The 12,678-nt window shown below is 63.3% G+C and carries 9 protein-coding genes; 4 read left to right on the top strand and 5 right to left on the bottom strand.

The features are described from left to right. Positions 1-166 precede the first annotated feature (166 nt). A complete protein-coding gene (locus AC1DX0_RS21270; RefSeq protein WP_477219319.1) occupies positions 167-1,045 on the top strand; it encodes an ABC transporter permease in 879 nt (292 codons plus the stop codon). A 4-nt stretch (positions 1,046-1,049) separates the two neighbouring features. On the opposite strand, the gene AC1DX0_RS21265 is transcribed toward AC1DX0_RS21270, so the two are convergent. Then, positions 1,050-2,402, bottom strand: coding sequence for a sensor histidine kinase (locus AC1DX0_RS21265; protein ID WP_477219318.1), 1,353 nt, complete (start codon positions 2,400-2,402; stop codon positions 1,050-1,052). Next, the gene (locus AC1DX0_RS21260; protein ID WP_477219317.1) at positions 2,399-3,076 is read right to left on the bottom strand and encodes a response regulator; all 678 of its coding nucleotides are present in this window, start codon (positions 3,074-3,076) and stop codon (positions 2,399-2,401) included. The genes AC1DX0_RS21265 and AC1DX0_RS21260 overlap by 4 nt, the downstream gene beginning before the upstream one ends. A 474-nt stretch (positions 3,077-3,550) precedes the next feature. Here AC1DX0_RS21260 and AC1DX0_RS21255 point away from each other — a divergent pair, with 474 nt between their 5' ends. From AC1DX0_RS21255 to AC1DX0_RS21245, 3 genes are read left to right on the top strand one after another with little or no spacing between them, the layout of a single operon-like run. Beyond that, a complete protein-coding gene (locus AC1DX0_RS21255; protein WP_477219316.1) occupies positions 3,551-3,754 on the top strand; it encodes a DUF680 domain-containing protein in 204 nt (67 codons plus the stop codon). Between the two features lie 51 nt (positions 3,755-3,805). Continuing rightward, positions 3,806-4,012 (top strand): DUF680 domain-containing protein, encoded by a 207-nt coding sequence (locus AC1DX0_RS21250; protein WP_477356745.1) that lies wholly within the window; start codon positions 3,806-3,808, stop codon positions 4,010-4,012. Between the two features lie 51 nt (positions 4,013-4,063). Then, entirely contained in the window at positions 4,064-4,288 is a 225-nt protein-coding gene (locus AC1DX0_RS21245) for a DUF680 domain-containing protein (RefSeq protein WP_477356743.1), read from the top strand. 177 nt (positions 4,289-4,465) lie between these two features. Here the strand turns inward: AC1DX0_RS21245 and AC1DX0_RS21240 are convergent, their stop codons facing one another. The 3 genes from AC1DX0_RS21240 to AC1DX0_RS21230 all read right to left on the bottom strand — a co-directional run. Beyond that, on the bottom strand, positions 4,466-7,873 hold the full coding sequence (locus tag AC1DX0_RS21240) for an autotransporter outer membrane beta-barrel domain-containing protein (RefSeq protein ID WP_477356741.1): 3,408 nt from the start codon (positions 7,871-7,873) through the stop codon (positions 4,466-4,468). Positions 7,874-7,944: 71 nt separating this feature from the next. Continuing rightward, the gene (locus AC1DX0_RS21235; RefSeq protein WP_477219312.1) at positions 7,945-11,304 is read right to left on the bottom strand and encodes an autotransporter outer membrane beta-barrel domain-containing protein; all 3,360 of its coding nucleotides are present in this window, start codon (positions 11,302-11,304) and stop codon (positions 7,945-7,947) included. A gap of 325 nt (positions 11,305-11,629) precedes the next feature. Next, the coding region (locus tag AC1DX0_RS21230; protein ID WP_477356739.1) for a DUF3592 domain-containing protein at positions 11,630-12,678 on the bottom strand (1,049 nt) is incomplete at its 5' end.

Here is a 12,678-nt window from a genome sequence, read left to right as displayed (position 1 = left end):
GATCTGGAGCGATCTGCGCGAGGAAGTGCAGCTCGGCCAGAGCCGTGGCCTGCAGACCGGGCATTAGAGCGGGTCGCCGACCCGCCCTAATGATTTTGTTTTTCGCAATTCCGGACGGAAAACCGTTTGGCACTTTTCCTGGAATTGCTCTGAGAGGAGACCAGCCGTGACCGCAATCTCTCCGGCCGCAAATCAGGCCGCCGTCCGCGATGTTTCAATCGCCGTTGCCGAAGCCCGGGCGAGGGCGCGGCTGCGCCGTCGTCATGCGCTGGTCATCGGGTTGCGCCTTGCTATCCTGGTCGTCTTCCTCGGCCTGTGGGAACTCGGCGCCGATTACAACATCATCGACCCATTCTTCTTCGCCAGCCCCTCCGGCATCTGGGACCAGATCTGGGTGTGGGTCACCGAGGGCACGTCGCAAGGGTCGCTCTGGGTGCAGATGTATGTGACGCTGGAGGAAACCTTCCTCGGCTTCGTCATCGGTGCCGTTGGCGGCATCGCCGCCGGCATCATCCTCGGCCGCAACCGGCTGCTGGCCGATGTCTTCTCGATCTACATCAAGATCGCCAATTCGGTGCCGCGCGTCGTGCTCGGCTCGGTGTTCATCATCGCGCTCGGCCTCGGCATGGCCTCCAAGGTGGCGCTTGCTGTGGTGATGGTGTTCTTCGTCGTCTTCGCCAACGCCTTCCAGGGCGTGCGCGAGGCCGACAGGGCGATGATCGCCAACGCCCAGATACTCGGCGCTTCGCCGTTCCAGATCACCACCTCGGTGATCATCCCCTCGGCGATGAGCTGGATCCTGGCCAGCCTGCATGTCAGCTTCGGCTTCGCTTTGGTCGGTGCGGTGGTCGGAGAATTCCTCGGCGCCAAGCAAGGCATGGGCCTGCTGATCTCGACCGCCCAAGGCGCCTTCAACGCCAATGGCGTGTTCGCCGCCATGATCATCCTGGCTGTCATGGCGCTGGTGGTGGAGTTCATCATCACCCGCTTCGAGAACTACGTCGTCAAGTGGCGGCCGGCGCCGTTCAACGAGCAGGGGGCTTGATCAATCAAGCCAGGGGCAAGCGCACCTCGACCACCAGGCCGCCGGCCGCGCCATCCCCAAGGGTGACGCGGCCGCCGGCATTTTCGACGACCTCGCGCACGATGGCGAGCCCCAGCCCGCTGCCTTCCTCGGTCGAACCGGCGATGCGGTAGAAGCGCTCGAACACATGGTCTCGCTCGTCCACCGGAATGCCAGGCCCGTCGTCGGCGACCGTCAGCGCGGCTTCGCCGTCAACGGCCGCCAGTGTCACCGTGACACTGCCGCGATCCTTGGAGTAACGCAGCGCGTTGTCGACAAGATTGACGATCATCTCGCGCAGCATGGTGCCGTCGCCGATGACCGGCACAGGGCCGGTCTCTTCGAGGCCGAGATCGATGTTGCGGGCGATCGCCGCCGGTGCCTGCGTTTCCAGCACGTGCCGGGCGGCCTCGGTCAGGTCGATATGGTCGGCGCGCGGCCGCCGGCTGCCCGGCTCGGCGCGTGACAGGGTGAGCAACTGTTCGGCCAGGCGCGCCAGCTTGCCGGAGCTTGTCTGCAGCGCCACCAGCGCTTCCTGGCGTGCGTCGGGGACAGTTTCGCGAAGCGCGTAGCTTGCCTGCGTCGACAGCAACGCCAGCGGTGTCCGCAACTGGTGCGCGGCATTGGCGATGAAGCGGCGCTGAGCCGCCATCTGCGCCCGCACACGCTCCATATAGACGTTCAGTGCGTCGATCAGCGGCCGGATCTCGCTTTGCGCCCCTGGCACTTCGACCGGATCGAGGTCGCTGCGGCTCGGCGAACGCACCGCATCGCGCAGCTTGATCAGCGGCGCGAGACCCCGGCGCAGGCCGAGCAATACGAACACGCCGGCAATCGCCACCAACGCCAGCTGTTGGGCAAAGGCGCTGAACCACAGCCGCTTCACCATGGCGTCATGGCCGGCAAGGGTTATGCCCACGGTGACCGATATCGGTGAATCGCTGCCGGCGCCGATCACCGCATGGCTGAGGGTCAGCAGCCGTAGCGGATGGTCGCGGTAGCTGGCCTCGGCGCTGGCGTGCTGCGGCGCTTCTGGGAGGTCGGGATAACCAGTCAGCAATCGCCCGCCGGCAGTCTCGACGCGGTAGTAAACGCTGTCGCGATCGCCGGTGTCGAACATCTCGATCGAAGCCGGAGGTACGGTGGCATCGAGCACGCCATCGACCATCGCGACCTGCTCGGCAATCGCGCGCGCCGATCCCACCAGCATGCGGTCGGTGACAAGATCGGCGGTCGCCAACGCATTGCGCTGACTGGTCCACAGATTGATGGTGGCCAGCCCGACGAGCGGCAACACAACCCAGGCCAGAAGCTGCAGCCGGAGGCTGTTAATCCTCATGGCGCCGGATCTTCATGCCGCAGCAGGTAGCCGAGGCCGCGCAAGGTGGCGATCTGGACCCGCGACCCTTCGAGCTTCTTGCGCACGCGGTGCACATAGATCTCGATGGCACTGGGGTCGGCATCGGTCTCGAAATCGTAGATCGCCGCCGACAATGCCGCCTTGCTCACCGTGCGCCCGGCCTTGACCATCAATTGCTCCAGCACCGCATGTTCGCGCGGTGTCAGCGCCAGTGTCTCGCCGGCCAGCGAAAACAGTCGTGTGTTGGTGTCGAAGACGAGATCGCCGCAGGCAACGACAGGGGCGGTCCGGTCATTGGCACGGCGCAGCTGCACACGGATGCGCGCCTCAAGCTCCTCGATCTGGAACGGCTTGGCCAGATAGTCGTCGGCGCCTTCATTGAGGCCCTTGACCCGGCCGTCGAGGCTGGCATTGGCGGTCAGCACGATCACCGGCACTGCATTGCCGCGTGCCCGCAGCATGCGCAGCACCTCCATCCCACCCATGCGCGGCAGCGCCAGGTCGAGGATGACGAGCGCATGATCGCCGGCGGCCAGCGCGTGCTCGACATCCTCGCCGTCATGGACAATGTCGACCACATAATTCGCCTGGCGCAGGGTCTTGCCCAGCCAGTCGGCCAGTTCACGATTGTCCTCAACAAGCAGCAGTCGCATATCTAGTCCGGATCTCATCCGCCAGCGGGTCGTCTTGGGCCTGATCGGCCATGCACCCCTGATCTCTTCTGAATGAGCGACAGGATCGATCTCAACGCAAGACAAATGCGCTCTTGGCCACAGCTGGCAACAGACCCTTGCAGGTTCAAGCCGGTCTATTTTCACCCACAAATCGAACCGAACGGTTCGGTTCTGATTGACAGTTTGTATCGCAAACAGTGAACAATGGCCTCCAAAAGCACTCCGGTTTCGTTGGAAGCATTAGGCTCAATAGGCTGAAATCATTACATAAATCGCGATAAAATTGCTGCAATGCAATATGCATTGTCTATAATATAAGAAAATTCTGCAAAGCCGACGCTGCTGGTAATCCGAAAAAGCATTCCCTACTTCGGGGTGGTCCGAGCGACGCGAATTCCCCACAGAGGGCACGCCACTAGACGGACAGGACAAGGGAATACTGGAGTACTTAAAATGACCAAGATCGCTCTTACCGCCGCCGCCATCCTCGTAGCCACGGGCACCGCCTTTGCTGGTAGCGACAACTATGGTTCGGCCAACGTCAATCAGCCCGCCGCCACTGTCGACCATTCGGTCACCGCTTCGATTTCGAAGTCGACCGCTGCGTCCGTCCAGGCCCCGCAGGGCGCTGACCGCGATCTGGCCGGCAATCGCTAATCGCGTTTCCCGAACCAGTCGCAACCAACCTTGAATTCAGGAGTACTTAAAATGACCAAGATCGCACTCACCGCCGCCGCCATCCTCATTGCCACGGGCACCGCTTTTGCCGGCAGCGACAACTTTGGCTCCAACAACATCAACCAGCCTGCCGCCACTGTCGACCATTCGGTCACCGCTTCGAYCTCGAAGTCGACCGCAACGGTCCAGGTCCAGGCCCCGCAGGGCGCTGACCGCGATCTGGCCGGCAATCGCTAACCGCGCTTCCCGAACCAGTCGCAACCAACCTKCAAATCAGGAGTACTTAAAATGACCAAGATCGCACTCACCGCCGCCGCCATCCTCGTTGCCACGGGCACCGCTTTYGCCGGTAGCGACAACTAYGGCTCCAACAACGTCAACCAGCCGGTTGCCAGCCAGTCCTCCAACATCGACACCACGCAYACCGGTTCGATCGCMAAGTCSGTAAAGRYACAGGGYGACGCCAATGCCAACGTGCCGGCTCAGTCGGGCCAGGGCATCTGGGGCCRTTAATTCCTTCAATCCCCGGAAGACGACAAAGAGCGGTGGGCTTGGCCCGCCGCTCTTGTTTTTTGCCTACGACAACAGTCGGCGGACAATGCGTCAGCTGGATGCAGGTGGGATCAGTTGTGGGGTCAGTCACCCCTTGAACCACGCCTTCGTCTCAGCAGGATTGCAGCCCGCGCTTTTTCAGAACTTGACGCTGAGGTTCGCCTTGGCGCCGTTGTCGGTGGCGCCACCGCCGAACTGGCCGGAATAGGACAGGCCAAGCGTCGCATTGGCCGCCATCTTGAGGTCGAAGCCAGCCTCGACAACGGCGGCGTCACGGGCGATCGGCACGCCGGCGATGGTGAAGGCGTCGCCGCCGGCAAAGGCCAAGGTCGAGGTCGGTGTGACATCGCCGAAGGCATGGCGCCAGCTGAGCATGCCGCGCGCGGTGGCGTCGATGCCGCCAAGCGCGAAATCGGTCGAGCCGCGCAGGCCGAGCGTGGTGAAGGTGGCGTTTGTGTTCGATGCGGCGCTGGTCAGTGCGGCCTCACCGCCGGTTTCGCTGAACCCGTCGGTCCTTACATTGACATAGGCGAGATTGGCGAAGGGCTCGAAGGCGAACTTGTTCGCTTCGATCTTGTAGGCCAATTCGCCGAAGGCCTGCGCTGTACCGGCGTCGTAATCGGCCGACAAATCATCGGCAAAACCGTGGAAGGCGATGGCGCGGCTGGTCGAGATGCGGCTCCAGCTGTAGGCCGCGCCGCCGCGGAAGGCGATGGCGCCCCAATTGGTGCCGCCATAGAGGCCAAGATGGTAGTTGTCGCTGGAACCGGCGGAGTTGCGGTCGTCGACATTGAAGGACGAATGGCTGTAGCCGGCGAGCACACCGACACGCCAGCCGCCCGCCAGCGTGTCGGCGCCCGCCAGCAGGCCTCCGGTGGAGCGATCGAAGGYGGCGGCGTTGCCGTCGCTGTCCTTATTGCCCCATGAACCAAAGGCCTGTCCCCAAACAGCAAAACGGTCGGTGTCGGCGGTGACCATTTCCGGCCCACCATCGCCATAGGCCATGACGGGCAGGGGGACCGCACCCGCATCGCCGAAGGCGGCATCGATGCGGCTGGTGGCGGCGTCGCGGACGAAGTGGCTGTCATCGAGCAGCATGCCTTTGGTCGAGGCATGGACCTCGCCGGACAGCTGGTCGAAGGCGGCTTGCGCGGCAGCCACCGTCGGCAGCACCTCGATCGCGTCATAGACGATGCTGCCGCTGCCCAGGCTCTCGGCTCCAGCGCCGGTGGCGATCTGGTTTGGCGTCGCGCCGACCGAGGCGAAGCTGGTGCTGCTGCGGGCGACGTCGAGATAGACGTTCTTGGGATCGTAGGTGAGGTCGTAACTGAGAAAGGGGGTTCCGCTGACCCCGGCGAAGCTGCCGAAGACGCCCATGTCGGCAGTCAGGATGGTATACTGCGTGGTTGCGCCATAGGGACCGACAGCGGGCAGCACTTGCACTGTGCCGCCGATCAGAAGCGCTGTTCCCGAGGCGATGATCTGGTCGGAGGAATCGGCCGGGTTCAGCTGGACCTGGTAGGTCGAGCCCGATACAAAGGCGACATTGCCTGCCACATGCAGCGTGCCGATGGAATTGCCCGGGGCGACGATGCCGCCGGACTCAGCGTCAATGCCGCCGACGACGCCATTGCCGCCGATGATACCGCCGCCCGACGCTATCACCAGCGCGCCAGGCAGCAAGCCGTTCACCGCCAGTCTGCCGCCGGTGACGTTGACGTCGCCGGAGAAGCCGGTGGAATCGGTGTTCAACTCAGTGTTGCCGGCGATCTGGTTGATCGTGGCTGGACCGATGATCTTCGGTGCGAAAATGTAATCGCTGCTGGTGTGGTTAAAGTTGATCGTGCCGGTGCCTGCGCCGAACTGGATGGATGCGGTGTCGAGCGTGCCGGGTGCCACGGCCGCACTGCCGGCCGCCGCGCCGATGTTGATCGTGCCGGTCGAGCCGGCCGCAAGGGCGGCCAGCAGATTGCCGTCGACGGTGACGGTTCCGCCATTCGAAATCGTCAGCGTTCCCGTGCCAAAGGACCCGAGATACATATCGCCTGTGTTCGTCCACTTGGAATTGGCGCCGTCCACCGTCGCATTGGCGGTGCCGAAGCCGCCAAGCGCGGCGAGGGCATCGCTCACCGCGCCGCCGTCGAGGATATCAAGCGTGCCGTTGCCGCCAGTGCCGATGCCAATATTGCCGCTCATGGTCCAGGTCGAATTGGCGCCTTCGACGGTCACCGTGCCGGTTGACTTGGGCAAATAGGCGATTTCACCACCCTGGCTGGTGACCGTGCCGCCGTCGTCGACCGTCAGGAAGCCGGTTCCGGTGTCGCTGCTATTGGTGGCGTCGCCGCCGACGAGAATGGTGCCTGTGTTCGTCCAGGTCGAGCCGGCTCCGGTGACGAGCGCTGTCCCCGTGCTGCCGGCTGCGCTGCCGAGATAGGCATTCAAGTCTGAAACCGTGCCGCCATTCTTGATCGTCAGTGTGCCGTTGCCCCCGCCACCGACGACAAGATCCTGAGTGTTGTTCCATGTGGAATTGGCGCCGTCGACCGTCACGTCACCGGTGGATCCGGCGCTGACGGCGACATCGCCGAAGAAACTTGAGACCGACCCGCCGTTCGAAATCTTCAGCGTTCCGGTGCCTCTATTGCCCACGGTCAACGAAGCGGTAGTGAATGTCGATCCGGTATCCTCGACAGTGAGCGTGCCGGACGAGGTTGCGAGACCATCACCCAGGACGGTTGCTGCCGCCGAGGCAGCGCCGCCATTGCTGATCGTGAGCGAGCCTGAGCCGCCGCCGCCGATCGTCAGCGCATAGGCGGTTTGCAGGGACGAACCGGCGCCATCGACCATGGCGGTAGCGCTGCCGACGCCTCCGCCGATTGTGGTCTGTCCGTTGCTGGTGGCAGTTCCACCGTTGGTGATCGACAAGGCCCCGGTCAGGCCGGTGCTTAAGCCGCCGCCATTGACGATCAATGAGTTTTGCGCCGTCAGGGTGGAACCCGTGCCATCGACATCAATGGTGCCGTTGGAAAAGCCGCCGGCAATCACGGTAGAGGCGTTAACTGCTGCGCCATCGGCTATTTTCAATGTCCCATCGGCCCCAAAGCCCACAAGAACAGTGCCCGAGGCGGAGGTCACCAGCGAGCCTGCACCGGTGACCAGTACCGAGCTGGCCTCTGAATTTGATATATTAGAGGTGCCAACATATAGCCCGCCTGCTGTTGTAAGCGTGCCGCCGCCGGAAATCGTCAGCTCACCCGCACTCGATTGATAACCAACCTCCGTAAGCCCACTGACGGCGTTGCCGCCGTTGATGACCGTCGGATTAGGCGTCGTCGTCGCTATGGTTACAGTGTCGCTGGACGTCGGCGCGGCATTCCCGCTCCAGTTCGAACCGGCGAACCAGTCGGTGGAGGCCGTGCCCGTCCATGTCTCGTCCGCGTTCGCCAGGGACATAGGCAGCCCCGCGATGGCGGTGCCGGCGAGCAGCAGCGCGGCCAGTCTCGTAGCGCGGTGTGTTGGACAGCGTTTGGCGCGGGATGGGATCATGATCGGAACTTTCAGAAGATTTCAGGAAGCGCGTTTATCGAAGCGCCGCCCGTCGGCGGCGCTGTGTCTGCTCAGAACTTGACGCTTAGACTTGCCTTGGCGCCGTTGTCGGTGGCGCCGCCGCCGAACTGGCCGGAATAGGACAGGCCAAGCGTTGCAGTGGCCGTCATCTTAAGGTCGAGCCCGGCCTCGACAATGGCGGCATCACGGGCGATCGGCACCCCGGCGATGGTGAAGGTATCGCTGCCGGCAAAGGCGAGGGTCGAGGTCGGCGTGACATCGCCGAAGGCATGGCGCCAGCCGAGCATGCCGCGCGCCGTGGCGTCGATGCCGCCAAGCGCGAAATCGGTCGAGCCGCGCAGGCCGAGCGTGGTGAAGGTGGCGTCGGTGTTCGACCCGGCGCTGGTCAGCGCCGCCGCGCCGCCTGTCTCGCTGAACCCGTCGGTTCTCACATTGACATAAGCGAGATTGGCGAACGGCTCGAAGGAGAATTTGTTCGCATCGATCTTGTAGGCGAGTTCGCCAAAGGCCTGCGCTGTGCCGGCATCGTAATCGGCCGACAGTGCCTCATCCAAACCGTTGAAGGCAACCGCGCGGCTGGTCGCGATGCGGCTCCAGCTGTAGGCGGCACCGCCGCGGAAGGCGATGGCGCCCCAATTGGTGCCGCCATAGAGGCCAACATCATAATTGTCGCTGGAACCGGCGGAGTTGCGCGCGTCGACATTGAAAGACGAATGGCTGTAGCCGCCAAGCAGGCCGACACGCCAGTCACCCACCAGCGTGTCGGCGCCCGCCAGCAGGCCGCCTGTGGAGCGATCAAAGGCCGCGGCGTTGCCGTCGCTGTTCGTATTGCCCCATGAACCGAAGGCCTGTCCCCAAACGGCAAAACGGTCGGTGTCGGCGGCAACGATTTCGGGGCCGCCGTCGCCATAGGCCAGAACCGGCAGTGCCGCTGCACCGGCGTCGCCGAAGGCAGCATCGATGCGGCTGGTGGCGGCATCACGGATGAAGTGGCTGTCGTCGAGCAGCATGCCCTTGGTTGAGGCATGGATCTCGCCGGACAACTGGTCGAAGGCATCTTGCGCGGCGGCCACCGTCGGCGACACCACGAGCGCGTCATAGACGATGCTGCTGCCGCCCAGGCTTTCGGCGGCGGCGGCGATAGCGATCTGGTTGGGCGCCGTTACAACCGAGGCGAAGCTGGCGCTGCTGCGGTAGACGTCGAGATAGACATTGTTCGTGTCGTGGGTCAGGTCATAGATGAGGAAGGGCGTCGCGGTCACCCCGCTGACGTTGGCAAAGCTGCCGGAAAGACCGGTGTCGGCGGTCAGGATCGTATACTGGGTGTTCGCGCCATAAGCGCCAGGAGCAGCTAGAACCTGCACGGTGCCGCCGCTCAGGATTGCCTCTTTCGTGGAGTGGATCAGGTCGGAGGCGCCGTTTGCGTTCACCTGGACCTCATAGATCGAGCCCGATCCAAAGGCGACATTGCCAGCCACATGGAGCGTGCCGATGCCATCGCCATTGCCTGGCGCGACGATGCCGCCGGTTTCAGCGTCAATGCCGCCGACAGTGCCGATACCGCCGAGAACGCCGATGCCGCCGAGGATACCGCCGCCTGACACGGCTGCCAGTCCATTTGGCAGCGAGCCGTCCACCACCAGCCGGCCGCCAGTGACATTCAGCCTGCCGGTGAAACCGATGGAATCCACGGCCAGGTCGGTGGTGCCGGCGATCTGGTTGATCGTGCCGGAACCGCTGATCTGGGGTACAAAAATGTAGCTGCTGCTGGTGTGGTTGAAGTTGATCGTGCCGGCGCCGCTTCCGAACTGGATCGTTGCGGCATCGAGCAGGCCAGGCGCCACGGCCGCATCGCCCTTCGCCGCGCCAATGTTGAGCGTGCCTGTCGAACCGGTATTATCTGCCAGGTAAAGATCGCCGCCCACCGACATGGTGCCGAGGCTTGAGAGGGTAAGCGTTCCCTTCGAATCGCCGTCGTATCCCACATATAGATTCCCCGTCGATGTCACCGCGCCGCCGTTTGAGATGGCAAGTGTGCCCGAGCTGCCACCGCCGGCACCGATCAAAAGATCGCTCGTGTTCTTCCAGCTTGAGTTGATGCCGTCGACCGTGACAGTGCCAATCCCGTCACCGAAGCCGACAATGCCGACCTTATCGGTAACCGTACCTCCGGCGGCGATTGCTAGCGTGCCGTTGCCGTCGAATCCGACTATAAGATCGCCTGTATTGGTGAGGCTCGATCCGGCGCCGGTGACCGTCACCTTGCCGGTGGTGCCAGTCGTATAGCCGATCGCGGTGTCCTCGTTGGCAACCGTGCCGCCTTTCTCGATCGTCAGGACGCCCGTCCCGGTATCGGCGCTGTTGCCGTCGCCGCCGACGTAAAGGGAGAAGGTGTTCTTCCAGTTGGAGCCGGTACCTGTGACGAGGACAGTGCCAGTGCTGTGGGGTGCTATTCCGACATAGGCGTTCTGGTCGAGAACCGTGCCGCCGTTCGAAATTGTCAGCGTGCCGGTACCGGTGTTGCCCACGTCCAATACACTGGTCGTGAGGTTCGACTGGGCATCCTTGACCGTCAGTGTGCCGGACGAGCCCGAGGCATCGCCGAGCACGGCTATTGCCGCCGAGGCGACACCTCCATTGCTGATCGTGAGCGAACCCGAGCCGCCAAAGGCGCCGATTGCCAGTTTATTGGTGGTTTGCAAGGACGAACCGGCGCCATCGACCGTTGCAGTGGCGCTGCCAGCGCCTTCGCCGATAGTGGTCTGGTCGAGGCTGATGGCAGTTGCGCCATTGGTGACCGACAAGATCCCGGCCAGACCGGTGCTGGGGCCATTGTTGACCACCAGAGCACTTTGCGCCGTCAGGGTGGAGCCGGCACCTTCGACATCGATGGTGCCGTTGGAGGTGGCGCCGGCCATTACGGTCAATGCGCCGACCGCGCCGCCACTGGCTATCGTCAGCGTCCCGTCGGACCCGGTACCCACCATGACAACCATGGCGGTTGCCTGGGAGCCTGCTCCGGTGACAAGTACCGAGCCAGCGCCGGTGTTTGGCGCAGTGGTATCGCCGACAAGCAGGTTGTCCGTGGTTGTAAGCGCGCCGTCGCCAGAGATCGTGAGCTGACCCGCGCCGGAGTCGGAACCAACCTTCGTATTTAGACTAAAGGCGTCGCCGCTGTTGATGACCGTCGCATTTGGTGTCGTCGTCGCAATGGTGGCAGTGTCACCGGACGTCGGAGCCGCGTTGTTGCTCCAGTTCGAAGCGGTGAACCAGTTGGTGGAGGTCGTACCCGTCCATGTCTCGTCCGCGTTCGCCTGAAGTATCGGCAGTGCCGAGATAGCGGTGCCGGCGAGCAGCAGCGCGGCGAACCTGGCCGAGCGGGGACTCAATGTCGCGCGTGATGCGATCATGATTTCGAACTTTCAGAAGGGTTTTTGTGAAACGCGCTTGTCGAGGCGCTGTCTGCCGGGAGAGCCACCGTACTCATGGAACGCGACGCATGAAGGTCGCCGAGCCTCGACCCGCGGCGGCCAGGGATAGTTTTGAGATGCATGCAAGGATCATCGAGAGCCCAAATCAGCGGTGAAGCTCTGGAAGATTACCGGGGCGCGGCGCAGCAGCGCTTGGGCTGGGCGGCGCGGCGGCTAGGGCTGCGCGGCACGAAACGCGGACGGGGCAGCAATGTTGCCGTTCTGCAACGGCCGCACCGCGACGACCGGTCCTGTTCCAGTCATGCTAGTGAAATCGCAGTGTCGCGAAGGCCCAGAAAAATATGGCGCTGCCGACCCCGAAAATCAGCGCGAAGATCAGCGGCGCCAGAGCGCCATCCCTGTTCTCCGGTTGAAGGACGGCGACCTCGGGATTGGCCGGGTCGTAGTAGACATCCACTTCGGCACCGGTGGGATATTCCGCGACCACGGCTTCGGCGTCCTGCGCGAACCCATACAAGGGCACCCATCCAAGGGTTATTGCTGCGGCCACAAAGCCGCCTTGACCGACACGGTAGGCATACAGGATGTCGGCGCGGTATTTTTTCGTCGTGCGGTCGATCGTGCTCCCGCTGTCTTTCGGGTCGCGCTCATGGACCGTCGTGACGACGGCGGAAACGATCTTGCCCGCTGCCTTGGGCCAATTGCGACTTGCTACGATGGCCCGCCGCAGCCGCAGATATGAGAGAAGACCGCCGACCGCCATGGCAAAGCCGGCAAGCGGCAGGAGGAAGCCGAACAGCGGCATCCCGCGCGGGGTCGATGGATTGTATCCAAGCCATGCCAGCGGCAGCAGGCCGAGCTCGATCGCGCAAAAGACAACCAGAAAAAGCACCAACGCCGTCATCTCCGTGGATTTGCCTTGGCCGCGCGGCTCCAGCAGGGCCAAGTTCGGCCTGGCCGGATCATAGAAAACCGGCACCGACGCGCCGACGGGATAGCGCGCCGACAGTCTTTGCGCCGCCGGGGTCAGCATGACTGCTTTCTTGCCCCAGCCTATCCTGTCACTCCTGTAGGTCTTGGCGTTGACCGCATAGGAATAGCCGATCGAGACACTGGATCGCGCGTCACCCGTCTCGCGATCGACAGAATAGGGGTAGACATCGGATGCGATGATTGTCCCCTTGGTCGACGGCCAGTTCCGGCCGTTGGCAGCCTTGCGGCGAAAACGCCAAAGCCCGACGCTTTGATTGACGATCAACAGCGCGAGGATGCCCGCGGCAATCCGTGCCCAAAACAAATGTTGTAGCGAGATCATCATCGGGAACCCAAACAGTGATAGGTGCGGGACAATAG

Source organism: Mesorhizobium sp. P3_A9, from assembly GCF_056402975.1.
Note: the sequence above shows the minus strand (reverse complement) of the source record. Positions and strands in the feature narration are given on the sequence as shown.

What these genes read in the sequence shown, in the direction of transcription:
- AC1DX0_RS21265 (WP_477219318.1), bottom strand. Translation starts at nt 2,402, where the DNA reads ATGAGGATTAACAGCCTCCGGCTGCAGCTTCTGGCCTGGGTTGTGTTG.
- AC1DX0_RS21260 (WP_477219317.1), bottom strand. Translation starts at nt 3,076, where the DNA reads ATGCGACTGCTGCTTGTTGAGGACAATCGTGAACTGGCCGACTGGCTG.
- AC1DX0_RS21255 (WP_477219316.1), top strand. Translation starts at nt 3,551, where the DNA reads ATGACCAAGATCGCTCTTACCGCCGCCGCCATCCTCGTAGCCACGGGC.
- AC1DX0_RS21235 (WP_477219312.1), bottom strand. Translation starts at nt 11,304, where the DNA reads ATGATCGCATCACGCGCGACATTGAGTCCCCGCTCGGCCAGGTTCGCC.